Source organism: Streptomyces sp. a15, from assembly GCF_059026085.1.
This window is the reverse complement of sequence record NZ_JBWLKM010000004.1, coordinates 133,807-156,059: the sequence shown is the minus strand read 5'-3', so window position 1 is coordinate 156,059 and position 22,253 is coordinate 133,807. Positions and strand designations below refer to the sequence as shown.

Genomic DNA, 22,253 nt, shown 5'->3' with positions numbered 1-22,253 from the left:
GTCACGCCTCGCCTTCGAAGCGATAGCCGACGCCCCACACGGTCTGGATCAGGCGGGGTCGGGCCGGATCGTCCTCGACCTTCCCGCGCAGCCGCCGGACATGGACGGTCACGGTCGACAGGTCGCCGAAGTCCCAGCCCCACACCTCGCGCATCAGGTCCTCGCGGCTGAAGACCCGGCCGGGGTGGCGCAGGAGGAAGGCGAGGAGGTCGAACTCCCGGACGGTGAGGGCGAGTTCGGCGCCGTTCTTGGCGGCGCGGCGGGCCGCCGGGTCGACCGAGAGCCCGGCTGCCCGCAGGGTTCCCGACGGCTGGGCGGGGCGCACGCGCCGCAGTACGGACTCGACGCGCAGGACGAGTTCGCGGGGGCTGAAGGGCTTGGTGACGTAGTCGTCGGCGCCGACCTCCAGACCGAGGATGCGGTCGTCCTCGTCGCCGCGCGCGGTGAGCATGATGACCGGCACGGGGCCGCGCCCGCGCATCCGGCGGCACACTTCGAGGCCGTCCATGCCCGGCAGCATCAGGTCGAGGACGACGAGGTCCGGCCAGTGTGCGGCGGCCCGGGCGAGCGCGTCGGGCCCGTCCCCGGCGCGGTCCACCACGTATCCGGCCCGGTCGAGATACCCGGAGACGACCTCGGCGACGGTCGGGTCGTCGTCCACGACGAGGACCCGGGCGCCGGCCCGTTCGAACTGCTGCTGCTCCATGCCGCCAGACTCGCACCCTGGGCGCTCCGCCGGGACCCCGGGCTCCTGACGTCCGCGTTTCGTAAGAAGCCGAGGTCCGGTATGCCCGTTTCGCGCTCGTAGGGTGAGAGCCGTGACGACCTCTTCCGATCCTGTTCCGGACCCCGTGTCCGTGGACGTCGTGCTTCCCTGTCTCGACGAGGCCGCGGCGCTGCCGTGGGTGCTGGAGCGCATCCCGCCCGGCTGGCGGGCGCTGGTCGTGGACAACGGGTCCACCGACGGCTCGGCCCGCATCGCGCACGCCCTCGGCGCGCGAGTCGTGCACGAGGAGCGGCGCGGATTCGGCGCCGCCTGCCATGCGGGCCTGACGGCGGCCACGGCCGACCTCGTCTGCTTCTGCGACTGCGACGCGTCCCTCGACCCGGCCGACCTGGTGCCGTTCGTGCGCGAGGTCGCGGCCGGTGCGGCGGACCTGGTCCTCGGCCGGCGCCGCCCGCAGACCCGCGGTGCCTGGCCGCCGCACGCCCGGGCGGGCAACCTCGCCCTGACCCGGCTGCTCCGCCGCCGCACCGGGCTGCGCCTGCACGACCTCGGCCCGCTGCGCGCCGCCCGCCGCGAGTCACTGCTCGCCCTCGGCCTCACGGACCGGCGCAGCGGCTATCCGCTGGAGATGGTCGTGCGCGCGGCCGACGCGGGCTGGCGGATCGCCGAACACGACGTCCCCTACCGCCCGCGCACCGGCGCCTCCAAGGTGACCGGCACCTGGCGCGGCACCTGGCAGGCGGTACGGGACATGAGCCGCGTACTGAACGAGACCGGGACGGCCACCGACAAGGGAGTCCGCGCGTGACGCACTCGCCCACGCTCCTCGTCATCGCGAAAGAGCCCCGCCCGGGCCGGGTCAAGACCCGGCTGACCCCGCCGTTCACCCCCAGGGAGGCGGCCACGCTCGCGGAGGCAGCCCTGGCGGACACGCTGGACACCGTGGCGCGGACGCCCGCACGGCGCCGGGTCCTGGTCCTGGAGGGCGAGCCCGGCCCTTGGCTGCCGCCCGGTTTCGAGGTCGTACGACAGTGCGCGGGCGGCCTCGACGAACGGCTGGCCGCCGCCTTCGCGGGCTGCGAGGGACCGGCCCTGCTCATCGGCATGGACACCCCGCAGGTGACGCCGGAGCTGCTCACCGTGGACTTCGCGGACTGCGACGCGTACTTCGGGCCAGCCGAGGACGGCGGCTTCTGGGCGCTGGGGCTGGCCACACCGGACCCCGCGCTGCTGTCGGGCGTGCCGATGTCGACGCCCTCGACGGGGGCCGTGCAGCGTGCACGGCTCGCCGGGCTGCGGGTGCGGGACCTGCCGCACCTCAGGGACGTGGACACGGCGGGCGACGCGGAAACCGTCGCCCGGACCGCGCCCGGCGGGCGGTTCGCCGCGGAGCTGGCCCGGCTCAGTGCGGCCGGGGCCCGATGAGCACCGTACGGATCGCCCGGCAGCGGGCGCCCCTCGCCGAACCCTGGTCCGCCGACCCCTACGCGGACGCCCTGCGCACCGGCCGCGGCCCGCTCTTCCTGCGCCGCGCCGACGGCTGGCTGCTCCCGCTGGAGGTGGAGCGCTGGTGCGCGGACGCCGACGCGGCGGACCTGGAGGTGCTGCGGCGCTGCGAGGGCGCCGTGCTCGACGTCGGCTGCGGACCGGGGCGCCTGGTCGCGGCCCTGGGTGCGCGGGGGCGACGCGTGCTCGGCATCGACGTCAGCGAGGCGGCCGTCTCCCGGACGGGGGCGCTCGGCGGACCGGCCCTGCGGCGCTCGGTCTTCGAGCCGCTGCCCGGCGAGGGCCGCTGGGGCACCGCGCTGCTGATCGACGGCAACGTGGGAATCGGCGGTGACCCGCGGGCACTGCTCGCCCGGATGCACGAACTCCTCTGTCCCGGGGGCCTGTTGATCTCCGAGACGGTGCCGGAGCTGGACCTCGACGAACGCGTACTGGTCCATGTCACCGATGCCCGGGGCGCGGTCGGCAGCCCGTTCCCCTGGGCGCGGCTCGGCACACCCGCCCTGCTGCGGCACGCGGAGCGCGCGGGCTGGTGTGCCGGGGGTCAGTGGGCGGCCGGCGGGCGGTCCTTCGTCGCCCTGCGCAGCCGCAGCACGAACAGCAGCGCCGAGCCGCCGAACAGCGCGGCCGTCAGCAGCAGCCAGCGGGTCAGGAAGCCGTCGGCGGACAGGCCGGTGGCGGAGGGGTAACGCTCCGCCACCCGCCCGCTGATCAGCGGGAACCACACGAGCAGGAGCAGCAGGGACAGGGCGGCGGGCACGCGGACGTACATGATCGACTCCCGTCGGCGGCCCGCCGCCTTCACCAGCGCCCGGTCGAGCACGGCGTACAGCGGCAGCAGCACCAGGTCGTGCAGGAGGGCCGCGCCCACGATCCACAGCGCGACCCCGAACCAGTCCCCCGCCAGCAGCCGCACGCCCGCGTAGGCGGCGAGGGCGAACGAGCAGGCGAGCAGCAGGAGTTGAAGCGGGCTGCCGACAGCGAGCCGGGGGCAGGGGCGCCTCACAGGTCTCCTCCGAACATCATCCGGGCCACCCACTTGGTGTTGAGCACCCCGGGCGCGGCGGGGACGATGACCCGAGCCGGGTGACCGTGGTCGGGGGTCAGGTCCTCGCCGTTGACGTACAGGGCGAGCAGGGAGCGCGGGTCGGCGACCTGGTTGGCGCGCAGGGCGGCCCGCCGGAAGGCGCCGCGGCGTTGCAGTGACTCCACGAGGACGTCGGGCGGATCGTCGTACCCGACGAGGGCGGCGAGGTCCCGCAGCCGCACACCACGCCACCACTGGTCGGAGGTCGACCAGCCCTCCACGCAGGCGATGGGCAACGCGGCGCTGTGCAGGCGGAGTTGGAGCAGGTCGGTCCGGCTGAGCCGCACGGTCCCGGCCCGCCCGGCGACGACCAGCCGCCATGCCTCCTCGCTCGCCTCCGCCGCGTCGATCCCGGCGTGCGCGGCCGTCTTGTTGATCTGGAAGCCGCCCGGTCCCGTGCCCGGCTCGGCGCCGCCGTGCGGGGCGAGGAGGGCGGTCCTGCGCAGCGGTCCGTCGAAGTTCTGCCCGGCCGTGGTGGCGAAGAGCAGCAGCGAGCCGCCGCCGACCAGCCCGAGGGCGCCGCGCCGGGACACGGTGGGCTCGACGGGATCCGGGGACACCAAGTCGCTCTTCTCCTCGCGCAGTTGACGCAGATTGCGCAGGGCCATCGGCGTCTTGAGTACGGCGTGCACGACGAAGGCGGCGAAGAACACCCAGGCGCCGTAGAAGTGCAGGGGATAGAAGGAGCCGGGGAAGACGTAGTCCAGCTGGACGTTGAGCACACCGGTCACGAACTCGAAGAGCCCGCCGCCGACCAGCAGTACCAGCGAGAGCCGCTCCAGGGCGTGCGCGAGGGACCGCGCGGGCGGGAGTGTGAACAGCTTCGGCACGACCGACCACAGCTTGGCCAGCAGGACGGGGATCAGGGTGATCCCGAGGGTGACGTGGACGCCCTGGTTGAGGCGGTACAGCCAGTGCGGGTCGGTCGGCCAGGAGAAGAGGTAGAAGCCGAGGATCCCCTTGTCCGGCGTCTTGTCGTTCACCGGCGACAGGTTCGGGTTGTAGGCGGCGTACGACAGTAGCCCGGTCACGAACAGCACGGTGATCCCGCCGAGCAGCACGACACCGAGCACCGAGGTGAACCAGGGGCCGCGCAGCGGGCTGCGCCAGAACGCGGGCGAGAAGGGAGTGCGCGGCGGTGCAGGGGTGTGTCGCGGTGAGGGCATGCGTGGCGATGAGGAGGTGCGGGCCATGTCCCGACCGTAGGCCCGGGCCACCCCGGGAACCGGCCCGCGAACCATGACGAATCTCTGACGTCCGCGCCTGTCAGCCGTCCGGGCGAGCCCTCGCGACCTAGCGTTTCGGCGTGAACCGCGATCTGAGACGTGATCTGTACGCGGCCCTGGCCGCCGCGCTGCTCGTGGCGACCGCCGTCCTGGTCGGCACCGCCATCCAGGAGCGGGACGGCACCCTCCGCGTCGGATGGCCGCCCCTGCTGGCGACCTGGGATCCGCACGTCGGCCCGGGCACCCCGGCCGCCCTGGCCGTCGGGATCGCGGTCGTGGCGTACGGCCCATCCCTGGCCGCCCGGCTGCCCTGGCGCGCGCTGCTCCTGGCCGTCTGGGGCGCCGGCCTGGCCTGGACCTGGTCACTCGCCCTCGTCGACGGCTGGCACCGGGGCGTCGCCGAGCAGCTGACGACCAGGAACGAGTACCTCCGGGTCATCGACCGCTTCCACGACATCCCGGCCGCCCTGGCGGACTTCAACCACCACATCCTGATCGACGCGCCCGACAACTGGCCCGCCCATGTCGCCGGTCATCCCCCGGGGGCCACCCTCACCTTCGTCCTCCTCGACCGGGTCGGGCTCGGCGGCGGAGGCTGGGCGGGCGCCTGGTGCATCACCGTGGGCACGACGGCGGCGGTCGCGGTCCTGGTCGCCGTACGGACCCTCGCGGACGAGTCGCTCGCCCGCCGCGCCGCGCCCTTCCTCGTCCTGGCCCCGGCCGCCGTGTGGGTGGGCACCTCCGCCGACGGGTACTTCGCTGCGGTCGCGGCGTGGGCGGTCGCGTTCCTCGCCCTGGCGGTGACGGGACACCGGCCGGGGTGGACCGGACCGGCCTCGGGGCTGCTGTTCGGCCTGACGCTGTACCTGTCGTACGGCCTGACGCTGTTCGTCGTGATCGCCGGGGCCGTCCTCCTCCTGGGCCGGCATCGCGTCCGGCCCCTTCTCTTCGCGCTGGCCGGTCTCCTGGTCGTCCCGGCGGCGTTCACCCTCGCCGGGTTCGACTGGTGGGAGGCGTACCGGCTGCTGGTCCGCCGCTACTACCAGGGGGCGGGCGGGGTCCGGCCGTACGGCTACTGGGTGTGGGCCAACCTGGCGTGCACGGTGCTGATCGTGGGCCCGGCGACGGTGGCGGGGCTGCGGCGGACCGGTGTCACGCTCAGAGCCTGTGTCACATCCCCGGCCGGATCAGCGCACGTCGTCATGGGGGTCCCCCCGCTCGAGCGCAGCCGAGAGTGGGGGAGCGTGCGATCGCAAGGCGCCGGAGCGTCGTCGATGGGGGTCCCCCCGCGCAAGGTTGTTCGAGCGTGGGGGAGGAGCCACGTCGGCGATTCGGCAACGCGGCATGGGGGTCCCCCCGCGCGAGGTTGTTCGAGCGTGGGGGAGTGCGTGCCAGGCGGCGGGCGCCCGGCCGGGGATGTGACACAGGCTCTCAGGCGCCGTACCAGCCCCGACGTCCGCCTCGGCGTGCTCGTGCTCGCCGCGTTGCTCGCCCTGCTCGTCGCCGATCTGTCCGGCATGAGCAAGGCGGAGACGGAACGCATCTGGCTGCCGTTCGCGATGTGGCTGCTGCCGGCGTGTGCGTGGCCGACGGGGGCGCGGGGGTGGCTGGCGGCGCAGGCGGTCCTGGCGCTGCTGCTCAACCACCTGCTGCTGACCGGGTGGTGACGGTCAGACGGCGAGCCGCTGCGACTTCTTCACGGCTGCCGCGAGCTGTTCGAGGATCGGCGCGTACCCGGCGTAGCTGTACCGCTCCTCCATCGACCAGGGCACGGTCTGACCGGCCTCGACGGCGGGGAGTTGGCGCCAGGTCGCCTTCTCGTCGAGCTGTTCGCGGGGCATGGCGTTGGCGCGGTTGTCGATCATGATGAGGTCGGCTTGGTACTTGTCGGTGTTCTCCCAGCTGAGGAACTCCCAGAAGCCCCACTCGTCGCTCGGCCGGCCCTCGACGAACTCCACTCCGAGCTCCTTGAAGTAGGCGAGGTCGCAGTAGGAGTCGGGGACGGCGACGTACATGTTCTCCGGGTCGCCGGTCATCGCCAGCACCTTCAGGCCCTTGTTGGCCAGGGCGGCCTCGCGCAGGGTCTCGACGGCCGCGTCGAAGCGGGCCCTGGCGGCGGTGGCCTTCTCGGCGTCCGGGTCACCGCCGAGGGATTCGGCGAGCCGGGCCGTCCGCTCCAGCGGGTCGAGCAGGGTGGTGCGGGCGACGCTGATGCCGACCGTGGGGGCGAGGGCCTCGATCTTCTTGCTGCTCTCGGCGGGGACGTACCAGAGGTCGGGGGCCGGGAACATGTTGCTGATCAGCAGGTCGGGCTTGAGGGCCGCGTACTTCTCGATGTTGAACTGGCCCCACTCGGTGCCGAGGCTGGTCAGCTTCGACACGTCCATGCCCCCCGCCTGGGGGTTGGGCTTGCCGTCGATGGGCTTGCTCGGGCCGAAGACGCCGACGCACTCGACTCCGTAGTCGTACAGGGCGGCGGCGGTGCTGACGAACGCGACCAGCCGTTCGGGCCTGCGGTCCGTCTTCACCGTACGGCCGCGGTCGTCCTTGAAGGACCAGGGGCCGTCGCTGCCGCTCGCCTCCGCGTTCGCCTTCGCCTTCGACTTCGACTTCGCGGGACCGTCGTCCTCGTCGCCACAGGCCGCGAGCAGCGGGGTCAGGGCGAGGGCGCCGCCCGCCGCGAGCAGGCGTCGGCGGGAGGGGCCGGACCGGCCGTCAACAGCAGGCGACAGTGACATAAGGGGAGGCTAACCTAACCAGCGCCTCCGTCAACAGAGGCTCTTGAGGAACTCGGCCGAGGGGCAGAAGAAGAGGCTGCCGGTGACGGCGCGGGAGTAGTCGAGGATCGGGTCGGGTCCGCCGTTCCGGGTGCCCAGGAACATCTTGCGCAGCATGGTCTCGGGGACCTCGGGCGTACGGGCGTACGCGATGAAGTACGTGCCGAACTCGCCGTGTCCGGGCCGCCCGAAGGGCATCGCGCCGCGCAGGATGCGCAGTTCGGTGCCGTCCGGGACGGTGACGGTGTTGACGTCGACGTGCGAACCGGGCACGTCCAGCTCGATGTTGGTCAGTTTGGTGCGGCCGATCACCTTCTCCTGGGCCTCCACGGCCAGCGCCTCCCAGGCGTCCACGTCATGCACGTACTTCTGCACGATCGCGTACGCCCCGCCGCGGAACGCGGGGTCCTCCTCGCCGACGAGAGCCGCCTCCGCGGCCGCCCGGCCGACCGGGTTCTCGGTGCCGTCGACGAAACCGAGAAGGTTGCGCGCGTCGAAGTACGAGAAGGCCTGGACCTCGTCCTGGAGGGTCACCGCGCCGCGCAGCCGGCGCATGGCCTCGGTGGCGAGCGCGAAGCACAGGTCCGTGCGGGCGGCCCGGATGTGCAGGAGCAGGTCGCCGGGGGTGGACACGGCGTGGTGCCGGGGGCCCGTCAGCTCGCGAAAGGGGTGCAGTTCCGCCGGCCTCGGCAGTCCGTCGAAGAGGCGGTCCCATGCCTGTGACCCCACCCCGGCCACACAGCCCAGGCCGCCGTCGGTCTGGGACAACTACCCGTTGAATCCTCCCCTCCCTGAAGGGAGGGGATTCCTGACTCAGGCAGCCATCCGGGGCGGCGCCCCGGATGGTCTTATGCCTTCATCACCAGCCGGGTTGAGACCAGCCCGGACGAGCATCACACGTGCGGAGTTCTTGTCCCGTGGCCTCACGGTTCCGCAGGCGGTGCAGGTGTAGGTGCGCTCTCCCAGCGGCTGGGGGTCCCCCCGCGCCCTTAAGGCAGTGGGGGAGCGTGCTTGGCTCTCGCTCCACACTGCGCGCAGTCCATCGTGGTGTGCGCGGGGTGTACCAGGTGCACGCGGCGTGCGTGCTTGCGGCCCATCTCGATCAGGGCCTGCTTGGTGGCGCCGATGGCGGCGTCGGCGGCCTTCTTGGCCATGGTGGTCTTGGCGAGGAACTTCGGTTTGAAGTCCTCGACGGCCAGGGCGTCGTGGTCGCGGACGACGGACTTGGCCCACTTGCGGGCCGTGTCCTGGCGCTGCCGGGCGACCTTCTGGTGCACCTTGGCCCGGAGTTTCTTCGCTGTGCGGTACCCCTTCGACCCGGTCTTTCCCTTCTGCGGTCTGCGGCGGGCCATCATCCGGTCGTACCGGGTCAGCTTCTCCTTGGCCTTCCGGCCGTGCTGGGCGTGGGGGAGGTCATGGGCATCGCTGGTGGTGGTCGCGGTCTCCGTCACACCCCAGTCGATGCCGATCACGCGGCCGGTGGCGGGGAGCGGCTGCACCTGGGCGGGGACGACGAAGCTGGCGTACCAGTGCCCCAGGCTGTCCTGGTACAGGCGCACCGATGACGGTTCGGCCGGAAGGTCTCGCGACCACACCACCGTCACAGCGATGCCGCCCGCCAGGTGCAGCCTGCCGTCCTTGAGACGGAAGCCACGCCGGGTGTAGTTGAGGGTGGGCAGATCCTCGCGCTTCTTCTTCCACTTGGGCATCCCGGCCCGGCGGTGCTGCGGAACCCGCTCACGGATGTCCTTGTGCGCCTTGGCCTTGGACTTGCCGAAGTCCCGGATGAGCTGCTGTTGCGGGACCGAACTGCCTTCCCGCAGCCACGGCGTGCGTGCACGGGCGTCGGTCAGCATCTTGTCGAGCTGGGCCGGACCGCACGTTTGCTTGTCGGTGCCCTCGGGACGGTTCCTGTTCCAGGCATGGACCTGCTTCGACTTGGCCACGCACTCGTTCCACACCCACCGGCACCTGTCCCACTCCGCCATCAGCAGCGTGTGGGCGGTGGACAGCACGCGAAGCCGGAAGGTGTACCGGGCATGCCCCGCTCCGTCAGCCCGTGCTGATTCCGCCACGCCCTCACCCCCGTCCACGTTCCGGCCACCCGAGCCCTGCCGGACGACCATACGTACGAGATCCACACACCCGCGCCCCTCTCCCGCCACGACCACCCCCACCGGCGAACGCGGGCACACGTGTTCGCCTGCACCCGGCTCCGCCGGCCAAGCCCACAGCGGCGCTCCGCGCCACCGTCACGGAATGCGGTTCCTCCCCGGCATGAACGCCGAGACCTCCTCACAAGAGACCAGATGATCAGCTCGCGGTGCGCCGGATCCGTCCGGCGTACCGCTTCTCCAGCTCCAGGTTGCCCTCGAAACCGCCGGGCACGTTGGCCGAGACGTACACCGGCGGCTGCTCCCCGGCCGCCAGCAGAACAGCCGACGCCTCCGCGACCGCCATCTGCACCAGCATCACGCCGGTGAGCGTGGACAGCGCGCACACCGCGCCGCCGCCGGGGAGTTCGAGGAGGGCGTCGCCGCGTGGAGCCGCGTTGTCGAGGACGACGTCGGCGAGGTCGACGAGCTTCTTGCCGCTCGGGTGGCCGGCGGGGACGGCGCGGGTGTGGCTGAGGGAGGTGATGGCCAGGATGCGGTGGCCCTGCTCCTTGGCGTGGAGGGCCATCTCGACGATGACGTTGTTGACGCCCGAGTTGGAGATGATGACGAAGAGGTCCTCGGGGTGCGGGGCGGCGAGGTCGTAGAGGCGCGCGGCCACGCCCGCCTGGCGTTCCAGAAGCGGGTCGTCGAGGACGCTCGGGTCGTCGCCGCCGTAGAGCACGAGGTCGGCGATGCTCAGGCGGTTGGTGGGCACCAGACCCCCTGCGCGGCCGGCGACTTCGAGGACCATCGCCTGGGAGTGGCCGGTGCCGAAGGCCTGGATCACGCCGTCGGAGCGGACGCACCGCGCTATCAGGTCGGCGGCGCGGGCCACGTCCTCGCGGGCGGACTCGGTGATGTGCTGGAGGACGGCCAGGCTCTGCCGAGCGAAACCCTGGGCACTGACTGACTCGACGGACACGCGACACTCCCCATGTACTGATGGCTCGCACTGATGGCTCGCACTGATGGTTCGTACTGATGGCTTGAACCACTGATGGCTTGAACCACCCTATGACTCCCCAGCGGTGAATCAATAAATCACACGAGGGTCCTGGTATTCAATCGGCCCCTTAAATGGTGGCTGATACATTCTTCGCATGCCCCCGACGGACGTCACCACTCTCATCCGTACCGAGCTGCCGCGGCTGGCCGGCTCCCTGCGGAAGGTCGGCGAGCTGATCCTGGAGGATCCGGCCGCCGTCACGCACTGCTCGGCCGCCGAGCTGGGCCGCCGCACCGGCACCTCCCAGGCGACGGTGACCCGGTTCTGCCGGGCCATCGGCCTCGATTCGTACCAGCACCTGCTGATCGAGCTGGCCCAGGAGCGCGGCCGCGGCGAGGTCTCCGACTGGGGCAGCGCCGAGATCGGCCCGGAAATCTCTCCCGAGGACGACCTCGAACGGGTCGTGCAGGTCGTCGGCACCGCGGACCTGCGGGCCATCCAGCAGACCATCGACCGTATCGACCTGGACGCGATCGAGCGCGCGGCCCAGGCCCTGGCCCGCGCCCGGCGCATCGACGTGTACGGGGTCGGCGGCAGCGGCGCGGTGGCGCAGGAGACGGAGACGCGGCTGTTCCGCATCGGCTGCTCGGTCCGCGGCTGGACCGAGGTGCACGGGGCAGCCACCTCCGCGGCCCTGCTGACGCCGGCGGACGTGGCCATAGGGATCTCCCACTCCGGGGCGACCCGGGAGACCCTCGAACCGTTCGAGATGGCCAAGGAGCGCGGCGCCACCACGGTCGCCGTCACCACGGACCCGCGCTCGGCGCTCGCCAAGGCCGCCGACATCCGGCTCATCTCGTCCTCCTCGGAGACCATTTTCCCGGGCCGCACGGGCAGCATCGGCGGTCGGCACTCGGTGCTCGTCCTCATCGACTGCCTCTACGTCCGGGTCGCCCAGCTCACCTACCAGCGCGCGAGTGCCTCGCTGGCGCTGACCGACCACATCACCCCGCAGCATGCGGTGAAGAACCGCCGCGCACGCTGAGCCCGAAACCGAAGTCGTATGGATGAACCACCGGAAAAATACAGAGATGGTTGTTTGAATCATCGTTCCGGTGCCACGATGGGGCTCCCCCCGAGCATCCTCGTAGGAGCCCCCTCCCATGCGCGTGTCCTCTGTCGAGTCGACCGAGCTCTTCGTCGGAACCACCGAGCAGCCGCGCCAGGTGGTGGCCGTCGAGCTGAGCCACACCCCCGGCCGGACCGTCCGCCTCAGCATCGAGGGCCCCGGGATCACCGGAGTCGCCGTCGTGCAGACGGCCGAGGACGGCACCGTGCGGGCCGAGATACCCGTACACACCGACCTGGCCGTCGGTGAGCGGCGCGAGATCACCGTCACCGCCGCCGACGGCGACCGGCTCACCCAGCACACCGGTGAGTTCACGGCCGCCGAGCCCGGCTGGACCATGTTCATGGTCAGCCACTTCCACTACGACCCCGTCTGGTGGAACACCCAGGCCGCCTACACCGAGACCTGGGACGTCGCCGACGACCCGGCCCTCACCGGTCTGCCCGCCCGCACCTTCGACTCGCGCGGCCAGTCCGGGATGAGCCTGGTGCGGGCGCACTGCGATCTGGCGCGGCGCGACCCGGCATACACCTTCGTGCTGGCGGAGGTCGACTACCTCAAGCCGTACTGGGACGCCTTCCCGGAGGAGCGGGCCTTTCTGCGCGAGCTGATCCGCACCGGGCGCGTCGAGATCATGGGCGGCACCTACAACGAGCCGAACACCAATCTCACCGGCGCGGAGGCGACCGTACGCAACGCGCTGTACGGCGACGGGTTCCAGCGCGGGATCATCGGGGCGTCCCCGGAGACGGCCTGGCAGCTGGACGCGTTCGGGCACGATCCGCAGTTCCCGGGGCTGATGGCGGACGCGGGGGTCACCTCCAGTTCGTGGGCGCGCGGGCCGTTCCACCAGTGGGGGCCGACGCTGTCGGTGTTCGGGGAGGAGCCCCGGGATCCCCAACGCATGCAGTTCCCGGCCGAGTTCAGCTGGATCGCGCCCTCGGGGCGCGGGCTGCTGACCGCCTACATGGTCAACCACTACGGCGCCGGCTGGGCGATCGACAACGCTCCGACCCTGCCCGAGGCGGAGGCGGCCGCGCTCAAGCTGTTCAAGGGGCTCAAGCAGGTCGCGCTCACCCGCAACGTGCTGCTCCCGGTCGGCGGGGACTACGCGCCGCCGTGCCGCTGGGTGATGGGCATCCACCGGGACTGGAACGACCGGTACGTCTGGCCGCGCTTCGTCAGCGCGATCCCGCGGGACTTCTTCGCCGCCGTGCGAGCGGAACTGGAGGCGGAGGGGCGCAAGGCGTCTCCGCAGACCCGGGACATGAACCCGGTCTACACCGGCAAGGACGTCTCCTACATCGACACCAAGCAGGCCCAGCGGTACGGCGAGGCACTCCTCGCCGACGCCGAGGCCTGGGCGACGCTGGCCTCGCTGGCCACCGGCCACCCCTATCCGGACGCGGCGCTCGACAAGGCCTGGCGGCAGTTGATCTACGGCGCCCATCACGACGCCATCACCGGCTCCGAGTCCGACCAGGTCTACATCGACCTGATGACCGGCTGGCGGGAGCTGTACGACCTCGCCGAGACCGTGCACGCCGACGCGACCCAGGCCCTCGCCGACCAGGTCGCCCCGGGCACCGGCCCCGACCTGGTCGTCTTCAACTCCGCGACCTGGGAACGGCGGGACGTGCTGACCGTCGACGATCCCGGCCTGGTGCCCCTGGGCGAGGACTTCCGGCCCCTGCCCGCCGTACGCGAGGAGGACGGCCGCCTCCGGGTCGTCGTACCGGAGGTGCCCGGCATGGGCCTCAAGGCGCTCCCCCTCTCGGCGGGCTCCGCACCCGGGTGGACCCGCGGCGAGGGCCTGACCATCCGCAACGAGTTCTACGAGGTGACGGTCGACCCCGCGCGCGGCGGCGGCGTCAGCAGTCTGCGCGCGCTCGCCGAGGACGAGGACGGGGACGGGGACGGCGGCCGGGAGCTGCTGCGCCCCGGCGACATCGGCAACGAGCTCGTCGTACAGGAGGAGTACCCGAGGCACCCGCGCTTCGGCGAGGGGCCGTGGCACCTCACCCCGACCGGGACCACCGCCGCCCGCGGGCGGGACGTCACCGCCGACATCGACGTCGAGCACTCCCCCGCCGGGTCCCGCATCACCGTCCGCGCCGACCTCGGACTGTTCCAGTACACGCAGCGGCTGACCCTGTGGGCGGGCGTCGACCGGCTCGACGTCTCCACGACCGTCGACGGCTACGACGGCGCCGACCGGCTGATCCGGGTGCGCTGGCCCTCCGACGTGCGGGGCGGGCTGCCGGTGCACGAGGTGGCGGACGCGGTCATCGGACGCGGGTTCGGGTTCGTGGAGGTGGACAGCGAGCGGTTCCCCTGGACGCTGGACAACCCGGCCAACACCTGGTTCGGACTGGGCTCCACCGCGCGGGTCGCGGTGCGGGACGAGTCCGGCGAACTCGTCGGCCACCGTGCGATCGGGGTCGCCGAGCTGGTGTACGCGGACTGGGAAGTTGCCGGTGAGCTGGGCACTCCACTCGCGGCGGCCCTGGTCCGCGCGGGCGTCACCGCGACCTCGACCATCGCCGGGGGTCCCCGCTACGGCGACCTGGAGGTCGACTCCAACCTCCCCGACATCCGGATCGCCGTCGGCGGCCCCGACCGCAACGCCGTGGTCGCCGAGGCGCTGGGCTGGGACCCGGCCGCCGGGCGGGAGCTCGCCCGGCAGCTGGCGGAGCGGGGCGTGGCGGCCGTGTGGGTCGCGCCGCGCGCCGGGCTGCGCGAGGAGTGGGTGCCCGGGGCCGACCTGCGCGACCTGGAGCGGCTGCCGCTGCTCGTGGTGGCGGGGGCCGGGCCCGAGGACGACGCCAAGGCGGTCGACACGCTGATCGCCGACCTGGACGACTTCAGCGTTACAGCCACCGCGGCGGGCGGCGGCGAGGCGCTGCCGCCGGGCGACGCCTGGGACGGGCGCGGCTTCGCCGTCCTCAACCGGGGCACGCCCGGCTGCGTGGTCACCGCCTCCGGCGACCTCTACATGTCCCTGATGCGGTCCTGCACCGGCTGGCCCTCCGGCATCTGGGTCGACCCGCCGCGCCGCACCGCCCCCGACGGGTCCGCCTTCCAGCTCCAGCGCTGGTCGCACACCTTCGACTACGCCGTCGTGGCGGGCGAGGGCGACTGGCGGGAGCAGCGACTGCCCGCGCGCGGGCACGAGTTCAACCGTCCGCTCACCGCGCGGCTGCGCGCCGAGAGCGGGGCCGAGACCCTGCCCCGGCACGTCTCCCTGCTCACGCTGGAGCCCGCCCGCGAGGTCCTGCTCGACGCCCTCAAGCCGCTCGGCTCCCCGCTCGCCCGGGGCAGCGTGGCGCCCGCCGACCCGGGGCGCGGGATCGTCGTCCGGATGCACGAGGTGAACGGGCGGCCGGTGCGGGCGCGTGTGCACGGGCCGTCCACCTGGGCGCAGGGCGCCCGTGCGGACGTACTGGAGAGGCCCGGGGAACGGCTGGCGCCGGACCGGGAAGGGGGCCTGGACGTCGGTCTGACCGGCTTCGAGGTGGCGACCTTCCTCGCCACGCCGGCACCGGGCGGCCGGTCGGAGCCGGACCCCGGCGTCGCCGCCCACGAGCCCGCCCAGCCCGTCCACGCCCGCTACTGGCTGCACAACTCCGGACCCGCCCCGCGGGGCAACCTGCCGGTGGCCGTGTACGTCTCGCCCGCCGCGCTCACCGCCTCCGGTCCCGTCACCGCGACCGTCCGGGTCGCCTCGGAGCTGACCGACGCGCCCGCGAAGGGCACGGTGGTCTTCGAGGTGCCGCCCGGCTGGTCCGCCGAGCCCGCCGAACTGCCGTACGCGCTGGGCCCCGGCGGGTTCAGCCTCGCCGAGGTCACGGTGACGCCGCCGGCCGGCGCCGAGCCCGGAAGGCACTGGCTGGCGGCGCGGTTGTCGTACGGCGGGCAGACGTACGAGGACGTGGTGGCGCTGGACGTGCCGGGCGGGCAGTCCGGGCCGAGTCTGGTGTCGGCGCTGGGAGTCGATCGGCTCACCGTGCGCCGGGACGAGCGCGTCCGGGTTCCGGTGACCCTGCGCAACACCACCCTCGGGCCGGTGAGCGGCCAGTTGTGGGCCGTGTCGTCCTGGGGCACCTGGCCGGGGGTCGGGCCGGGCCTGCAGGGGTTCACCGTGGGCGGCGGGGAGCAGCGGGAGTGTGTGATCGAGGTGGACGGCTCGGCGGTGCCGCCGGGGTCGTACTGGCTGATGGCGAAGGTCGCCTGGCACGGGTGCGTCGCCTACACGGAGGCGGTCGAGCTGGAGGTGACCCGATGACCGGGCATGCGGCCGTGGTGGACGGCGAGGGGGTCGCGAAGGAGCGGGTGGACGCCCTGCTGCGGGCCGTTCCGGCGCGCGACCGCGAGACCCGGCCCGAGGCCCTCGCCCGGACCGAACGGCAGCGCAGGCGCTGGGCGACCCAGGTGGTCGTCACCGACGAACTCGCCCGCCGGGCCTGCGCGGACCGGGGGCTGAAGCCACCCGCGGAGGTGTCCGCGGCACAGGTGCTCGCGGTGGCCGAGACCGACGTGGCCGACCTCGGCAGCATCGTCGCGGCGGCGCTCGCGCACTCCCCGGCGGCGCGGGTCCTGCTCGACCGGCTCGAGCGGGAGCAGGACGTCCCCGAGGCGGCCGTACGGGACTACTACGAGCGCAACCGGGACCGCTTCCTCACCCCGGAGGCGCTCAGACGCGGCGCCGACCCGTTCGGCGGGGCGGTCGCCGAGGACTTCCTGCCGTACGAGGAGGTCCGCGCGGGCATCGCGTGGGAGCTGCGGCGGGCGGCGGGCCGGCGGGCCTTCTTCGACTGGCTGGACCGGGCGCGGGCGGGCGTGGTGTACGCGCACGGGTACGAGCATCCGGGCGATCCCTCGCACCCGGACCACGAACACCGGCACTGAGGCCGCCCCGCGCCGCCCTGATCAGCGACTTGATCGCGGACGGAACCTAAACGCAACACGGCAACCCATTGACCTCCGATGAATTCTGGTCCACCTTTTCATCAATCGGAGTCGAAGTTGGTTGATTGAACCAGCCCGCATCCCTGGCTGAACGGTCTGCTGGAGGACACACGACATGCGCGCAAGACGACTGACCCGCACCCTCACCTGTATCGCCGCCCTCTCCCTTGCCGCCGCAGGCTGCGGCCTGGGCGGCGGTTCCGACAGCGGCGACGCCAGCGCCGGCGGCTGCAAGGTCGACAAGGGCAACGTGGGGTCCGGAAAGCTCACCGGCGACGTCAAGGGCGACATCACCTTCCAGACCACCAACCTCAAGAAGGACTTCGGGGGCTACTTCAACGGGGTCATCGCCGCCTTCGAGAAGGCGCACCCCGGCACCAAGGTCAAGTGGATCGACGACCCGGGCGACGCCACCTTCACCCAGCGCCTGGTCGCGGACGCGCAGGGCTGCACGCTGCCGGACGTGGTGAACATCAACGTGAACACGGCGGTCGCGCTCACCAAGAACGGCTACCTGCTCGACCTGGACAAGAAGGCCCCGGACGCGGGCAAGCCGTTCGTCCCCGCGCTGTGGAAGTCGAGCATGTACGCGGACGCCTCCGGGACCAAGGTGCACAGCGTGCTGCCCTGGTACTCCGGCGGCATCGTGCAGACCTTCAACACGGACCTGATGAAGGAAGCCGGCCTGGACCCGGCCAAACCTCCGACGACCGTCCTCGGGCTGTTCGACGACGCCCAGAAGGTGGCCGAGGCCTCGGACGGCAAGTACTACGCCTTCCTCGCCAACCCCCAATCGCGGATCCCCGCCGACTGGCAGCAGATGGGCATCAAGATCATCTCCGCCGACGGCAAGAAGTTCACCTTCGCCGACGACCCGAAGACCACGCAGTGGGTCGAGGCCATGACGAAGCTCTACAAGGCCGGGGGGATGCCCCGGGACTCCCTCTCCTCCACCCAGGACCCGGCCAACGTCTTCGGCCAGGGCAAGCTGGTCTACGGCCCCACCAACCCCAACTTCCTGCGCTTCATCCAGCAGAACAACCCGAGCGTCTACAAGAAGACCGGTGTCGCCCGCTACATGCTGGACGACCTCGGCCACACCGTCGGCGCCCCGCAGTACATCGGCGTCGCGTCCACCAGCAAGAACGCGTCGACCGCGCTGGCCTTCGGGCAGTTCCTGACCAACGCGCAGAACCAGCTGGAGTGGGCGAAGGACCCGAACGTGGTCATCTTCCCGTCCACCACGGCCTCGCTCGACGACCCGTTCTTCCAGTCGGTCAAGGGCACCGACCCCTTCTCCGAGGCCCGCAAGATCGTCGCAAGTGACCGCAAGACCGCCACGGCCGACGAGATCGCCCTCACGCCGGGCGAGTTGAACGCCTTCTCGGCCCAGATCCAGCTCGCCATGCAGGGCAAGAAGAGCGCCGAGGACGCCCTCAAGGAGGCGCAGTCCAAGGGCAACGAGCTGATCGAGCAGGGCAGCTGACGATGGCTCAGCACACCCTCGACCAGGCGCCCGTTCCCGCCTCCCCGGGGGCGGGCGCCCCGAGCCCCGGCACTTCCTCGCACCGCCCGCCGGGGCGCCTGCGCCGCGCCCTCCGCTCCGTGGTTCCTGGCCCGACCGCGGACGCGGGGGGCGCGGCCCTCTACCGCCGGTGGTGGCTGCCCTGGCTGTGGATGGCCCCGGCGATCGTCGGCACGACGGTCTTCGGGGTCTTCCCCTTCCTCAACACGCTCCTGGTGTCCTTCACCGACGCCAAGCCGCTCGGCGGCACCTACAACCTCGTGGGGCTGGACAACTACACCCGGATGTTCGGCGACTCGGACTTCTGGCTGGCGACCCGCAACAGCGTCCTGTACGCGGTGATCGTCGTCCCCCTGATGATCCTGCTGCCGCTGCTGCTGGCGATCCTCGTGGAGAAGAACCTCCCGGGCATCGGCTTCTTCCGCTCCGCCTTCTACACGCCCGTCCTCGCCTCCAGCGTGGTCGTCGGCCTGAGCTGGCAGTGGCTGCTGAGCGACCAGGGACTGGTCAACACCTGGCTGGAGAAGGCCCACATCATCCGGGAGGCCATCCCCTTCCTGTCCGACTCGTGGCTGATCCTGCTGTCGGCGATGGGCCTGACGATCTGGAAGGGCCTCGGCTGGTACATGATCTTCTACCTGGCCGCGCTGGGGAACGTCCCGAAGGAACTCCACGAGGCGGCCGCCGTGGACGGCGCGGGCGCGATCCGCCGCTTCTGGCACATCACCGTGCCGGGCGTGCGTCAGTCGATGATGCTGGTCGGCACCCTCACCGGCATCGGCTCCCTGCGGGTCTTCACCGAGATCTACATGCTCGGCGGCTCCACCGGCGGCCCCGGCGGCGCCGACCGCACCCTCCCCTTCTACATCCGGGACGTCGGCCTCGACCCGCTCACCGGCAACGCCGGCTACGGCGCCGCGGTCAGCGTCGCCCTGTTCGCCCTGACCCTGGGCCTCACGCTGCTCGCCCAGCGCCTGACCAAGGAGGACGAGTCATGACCACGGCCGTGGACAAACCCCGGCGCCTCATGCCGCGCTGGCGCGACTACGGCCGCCCCCGCGAACTCGTCGTCCGCTACCTGCTGTTGGTCTTCGTCCTGTTCATCACCGTCGGCCCGCTGCTGTGGCAGCTCCTGTCGTCGCTCAAGGGCCCCACCGAGGACGTCTTCGGCTCCGGCGCCTCGCTGTTCCCACACCACCCGAGCCTGCGCGCCTACCGGCAGGTCTTCGACCAGGTCCCGGTGTGGACGTACATCAGGAACAGCTTCTTCGTCGCCGTCATCTCCATCGCCAGCCAGCTCGTCTTCTCCACCATGGCCGGCTACATGCTCTCCAAGCCCGGCTGGAAGGGCCGCAAGCTGGTCTGGGTCGTGCTGATGGCGTCCATGATGTTCCCCTTCGAGTCGATCATGGTGTCGCTGTTCCTCAGCATCCGCGACCTGGGCCTGGTCGACAACCTGGTCGGCGTCTGGCTGCCCGGCTTCGTCGCCGCGATCAACGTCCTGATCATGCGGGCCGCGTTCCTCGCCGTGCCGCGCGAGATCGAGGACGCGGCGATGCTCGACGGGGCAGGCGAGTGGAAGCGGTTCCGGTATCTGTACCTGCCGTCCGCGTACGGCGCGATCCTGGTCGTCACCATCAACACCTTCATCAGCGCCTGGGACGACTTCCTGTGGCCGCTGATCGTCCTGCGCACGGAGGACCACTTCACGCTGACACTGGGGCTGTCCCGCCTCCAGTCGTCGTCGTTCGGCTACGACCAGCGGCTGGTGATGGCCGGTTCGGTGATCTCGGTGATCCCCGTGCTGGTGCTGTTCATCATCACCCAGCGGTGGTTCTACAAGGGTGTGTCGTCGGGGGCCGTGAAGCTCTGACGTCTCAGACGAGGGGGACGCGCAGGGTCGCCGGTACGGCGGTCCGCGCGTCCCCCGCCGACTGGGCGACCCGGATCTCCAGCGTCCCCGGCAGTACGGCCGTCGCCAAGTCGGCGCCGACCTGCGCGAGTTGGTCGGCGCCGAGCGAGAAGGCGACGGTGCGGGACTCGCCCGCCCGAAGGTCGACAGCCCGGAACGCGCGCAGTTCGAGCGTGCGCGGCCACACAGGAGTGATCAGTCGCCGAATGTAGAGCTGGACGACCGTACGCCCCTGCCGTTCCCCCGTGTTGGTGACGTCGACCTCGACGGTGTGCCCGGACAGCCGCGGCGGTCCGTACGCGAAGCTCGTGTACGACAGCCCGTGCCCGAAGGAGTAGAGCGGTGCGGCGCTACCGTCCACGTAGTCGCCGTACTCGTTGTCCTTGTGGTTGTAGTACACGGGGAGCTGGGCCGCCGAGCGCGGGACGGAGACGGGGAGGCGGCCGGTCGGTTCCCGGTGCCCCAGCAGGATCTCGGCGATCGCCTCGCCGCCCCCCGGGCCCGGGTACCAGACAGTGAGCAGCGCCGCCGCCCGCTCGGCCGCCTCGGGGACGGCGTGCGGGCGGCCCTGGATCAGGACGACGACCGTGGGCGTGCCGGTCGCGGTGACGGCGTCGAGCAGGGCGTACTGGGCCCTCCCGAGCCGTAGTCCCGCGAGGTCGACGCCCTCGCCGCAGGTCATCTCGGAGACGGCTCCCCGGGCCGCCCCGTTGGCCGCGAAGTCGGTGTCCGAGGTTCGCGCGCTGCTGCCGCCCAGCACCAGCACGGCCAGGTCGGAGGCGGCGGCCGCGGCGACCGCCTCGGGGATGCCGGAGAGGTCTTGGCCGGTGAGGGCGCAGCCGCGGGCGTGGCGGATGTCGACGCCAGGCGGGGCGAGCCGCCGCAGCCCGTCGAGAACGCTGCTGCCGGTGCCGGGGCGTTGCGGGGCGGTGTAGTCGCCCGACTGGTGGGCGGTGGTGGCGGACTGGGGTCCGAGGACGGCGATACGGGAGACGCCCGCCGCGACGGGCAGGACACCGCCGTCGTTGTGGAGGAGGGTGACCGCGGCCCGGGCGAGCGTCGTGCTCACGTCCCTGCCGTGGGCCGGAAAGTCCGTGGGCGTGGTGTGCTGTTCGAACAGGCCGAGACGGAACTTGAGCCGGAGGACCCGCGCGACGGCCGTGTCGAGCACGTCCTCGCTCACCAGCCCTCGCTCGACCGCCTCTTCCAGGTGGGTGAAGCCCTCGTCCCAAAGGCTCAGGTCCACACCGGAGTTGAGCGCGAGGGCGCCCGCGGAGACCTGGTCGCCGGTGATGCGGGCCAGCCGGTCCACGGCCAGTCCGTCCGCCATGACCAGCCCGTCGAAGCCCCAGTCCTCGCGCAACAGCCCGGTGAGCAGCGCCCTGTTGCCGGAGCAGGGCATCCCGTCGACCTCGTTGTACGCGGCCATGACGGCGGCGGCTCCGGCACGGATGCCGGCCCGGGCGGCGGGGAGGTGGATCTCGTGGAGTTCGCGGGGCCCGAGCTCGGACTCGGCGGAGTTGCGGCCGCCGACGGTGGCGCCCTGTCCGGCGAAGTGCTTGAGGACGACGGGGGCCTTGTCGGCGGCGAATCCCGCCGCGTGCTCCCCCTGCATGCCCCGCACCAGCGCCTCGGTGAGCCGCGCCGCCAGGTACGGATCCTCGGTGAAGCACTCCTCCGTACGGCCCCAGCGCGGGTCGCGGGCGATGTCCAGCGCGGACACGAGGGCGACGTGGCCGCCGCGGGCCCGCAGTTCGGCGGCGGCGTGGGCGGCGGCGTACTCGTACAGGCCCGGGTCCCAGGTGGCGCCGACGGCCAGGTTCACGGGCAGGACCGTGCCGTCGAGGGCCATGTGGCCGTGCGGCACCTCCTCGACGAACAGCGCCGGTATGCCGAGCCGGCTGCGCTCGACGACGTGTCTCTGCACCAGGTCGGCGAGGGCGGCGCCGTCCTCGGCACCGGGCCCGTTGGTGTGGCCGACGCCGGACCAGGCGTCGGCGCGCTGCAGGCCGTAGAGGGCGCCGAGCCCGGCGAAGCGCTCGGTCTCGGCGTGCAGGGCCTCGGTGAGTTCGAAGCCGCCGTCGGGGGTGCGGCGGTAGGCGTGCCAGCCGTACATCCGCTGGTTGAGCTGGCCGGCCTTCTCGCGCAGGGTCATCCGGGAGAGCAGGTCGCGGACGCGGGCGTCGACGGGGGCGGTGGGGTCGCGGTAGACCATGTCGTTCATCGGCTGCCACCGCCATGCGCGAGCCGGGCCAGGGCCACGGCACCCCGGCAGCCGTCGGCCACCCAGTCGA

Annotated in this window: 16 protein-coding genes and 1 pseudogene; 10 read left to right on the top strand and 7 right to left on the bottom strand. The window is 72.1% G+C overall.

Annotated features, from left to right (window positions below; all coding sequences use genetic code 11):
- Window position 1 precedes the first annotated feature (1 nt).
- The gene (locus AC5P09_RS06645) at window positions 2–706 is read right to left on the bottom strand and encodes a response regulator transcription factor (protein ID WP_493872893.1); all 705 of its coding nucleotides are present in this window, start codon (window positions 704–706) and stop codon (window positions 2–4) included.
- 103 nt (window positions 707–809) lie between these two features.
- Between AC5P09_RS06645 and AC5P09_RS06640 the strand changes: the two genes are divergently transcribed.
- Genes AC5P09_RS06640 through AC5P09_RS06630 form a run of 3 tightly spaced genes read left to right on the top strand, consistent with a single transcriptional unit; the run spans window position 810 to window position 2,922 of the window.
- A complete protein-coding gene (locus AC5P09_RS06640; RefSeq protein WP_493872892.1) occupies window positions 810–1,535 on the top strand; it encodes a glycosyltransferase family 2 protein in 726 nt (241 codons plus the stop codon).
- The gene (locus AC5P09_RS06635) at window positions 1,532–2,152 is read left to right on the top strand and encodes a TIGR04282 family arsenosugar biosynthesis glycosyltransferase (protein WP_493872891.1); all 621 of its coding nucleotides are present in this window, start codon (window positions 1,532–1,534) and stop codon (window positions 2,150–2,152) included. Before AC5P09_RS06640 ends, AC5P09_RS06635 begins: the two co-directional genes overlap by 4 nt.
- Window positions 2,149–2,922 (top strand): methyltransferase domain-containing protein, encoded by a 774-nt coding sequence (locus tag AC5P09_RS06630; protein ID WP_493872890.1) that lies wholly within the window; start codon window positions 2,149–2,151, stop codon window positions 2,920–2,922. Before AC5P09_RS06635 ends, AC5P09_RS06630 begins: the two co-directional genes overlap by 4 nt.
- 313 nt (window positions 2,923–3,235) lie before the next feature.
- Here the strand turns inward: AC5P09_RS06630 and AC5P09_RS06625 are convergent, their stop codons facing one another.
- Window positions 3,236–4,513, bottom strand: a complete 1,278-nt coding sequence (locus AC5P09_RS06625; protein ID WP_493872889.1) for a molybdopterin-dependent oxidoreductase — start codon at window positions 4,511–4,513, stop codon at window positions 3,236–3,238.
- Between the two features lie 113 nt (window positions 4,514–4,626).
- On the opposite strand from AC5P09_RS06625, the gene AC5P09_RS06620 reads away from it, so the two are divergent.
- Window positions 4,627–6,213, top strand: coding sequence for a hypothetical protein (locus AC5P09_RS06620; RefSeq protein ID WP_493872888.1), 1,587 nt, complete (start codon window positions 4,627–4,629; stop codon window positions 6,211–6,213).
- 3 nt (window positions 6,214–6,216) lie between these two features.
- On the opposite strand, the gene AC5P09_RS06615 is transcribed toward AC5P09_RS06620, so the two are convergent.
- From AC5P09_RS06615 to AC5P09_RS06600, 4 genes and pseudogenes are all read right to left on the bottom strand, one after another.
- A complete protein-coding gene (locus tag AC5P09_RS06615) occupies window positions 6,217–7,284 on the bottom strand; it encodes an ABC transporter substrate-binding protein (protein ID WP_493872887.1) in 1,068 nt (355 codons plus the stop codon).
- A gap of 30 nt (window positions 7,285–7,314) precedes the next feature.
- The gene (locus AC5P09_RS06610; protein WP_493872886.1) at window positions 7,315–8,091 is read right to left on the bottom strand and encodes a Dyp-type peroxidase; all 777 of its coding nucleotides are present in this window, start codon (window positions 8,089–8,091) and stop codon (window positions 7,315–7,317) included.
- Between the two features lie 45 nt (window positions 8,092–8,136).
- A pseudogene (locus AC5P09_RS06605) lies at window positions 8,137–9,398 on the bottom strand (RNA-guided endonuclease InsQ/TnpB family protein).
- Window positions 9,399–9,636: 238 nt separating this feature from the next.
- Complete coding sequence (locus AC5P09_RS06600; protein ID WP_493872885.1) at window positions 9,637–10,401, bottom strand: sugar isomerase domain-containing protein; 765 nt, start codon at window positions 10,399–10,401, stop codon at window positions 9,637–9,639.
- Window positions 10,402–10,579: 178 nt separating this feature from the next.
- Here AC5P09_RS06600 and AC5P09_RS06595 point away from each other — a divergent pair, with 178 nt between their 5' ends.
- From AC5P09_RS06595 to AC5P09_RS06570, 6 genes are all read left to right on the top strand, one after another.
- Window positions 10,580–11,470: a MurR/RpiR family transcriptional regulator gene (locus AC5P09_RS06595; protein WP_493872884.1), complete on the top strand. Its 891-nt coding sequence runs from the start codon at window positions 10,580–10,582 to the stop codon at window positions 11,468–11,470.
- A 118-nt stretch (window positions 11,471–11,588) separates the two neighbouring features.
- A complete protein-coding gene (locus tag AC5P09_RS06590; RefSeq protein ID WP_493872883.1) occupies window positions 11,589–15,839 on the top strand; it encodes a glycoside hydrolase family 38 N-terminal domain-containing protein in 4,251 nt (1,416 codons plus the stop codon).
- Window positions 15,836–16,462: a peptidyl-prolyl cis-trans isomerase gene (locus tag AC5P09_RS06585; protein WP_493872882.1), complete on the top strand. Its 627-nt coding sequence runs from the start codon at window positions 15,836–15,838 to the stop codon at window positions 16,460–16,462. Before AC5P09_RS06590 ends, AC5P09_RS06585 begins: the two co-directional genes overlap by 4 nt.
- Window positions 16,463–16,637: 175 nt before the next feature.
- A complete protein-coding gene (locus AC5P09_RS06580) occupies window positions 16,638–18,008 on the top strand; it encodes an extracellular solute-binding protein (protein WP_493872881.1) in 1,371 nt (456 codons plus the stop codon).
- Between the two features lie 2 nt (window positions 18,009–18,010).
- A complete protein-coding gene (locus AC5P09_RS06575; protein WP_266432447.1) occupies window positions 18,011–19,045 on the top strand; it encodes a carbohydrate ABC transporter permease in 1,035 nt (344 codons plus the stop codon).
- On the top strand, window positions 19,042–19,920 hold the full coding sequence (locus AC5P09_RS06570; RefSeq protein ID WP_493872880.1) for a carbohydrate ABC transporter permease: 879 nt from the start codon (window positions 19,042–19,044) through the stop codon (window positions 19,918–19,920). Before AC5P09_RS06575 ends, AC5P09_RS06570 begins: the two co-directional genes overlap by 4 nt.
- A gap of 4 nt (window positions 19,921–19,924) precedes the next feature.
- On the opposite strand, the gene AC5P09_RS06565 is transcribed toward AC5P09_RS06570, so the two are convergent.
- The gene (locus AC5P09_RS06565; RefSeq protein WP_493873003.1) at window positions 19,925–22,174 is read right to left on the bottom strand and encodes a glycoside hydrolase family 3 N-terminal domain-containing protein; all 2,250 of its coding nucleotides are present in this window, start codon (window positions 22,172–22,174) and stop codon (window positions 19,925–19,927) included.
- Window positions 22,175–22,253 lie beyond the last annotated feature (79 nt).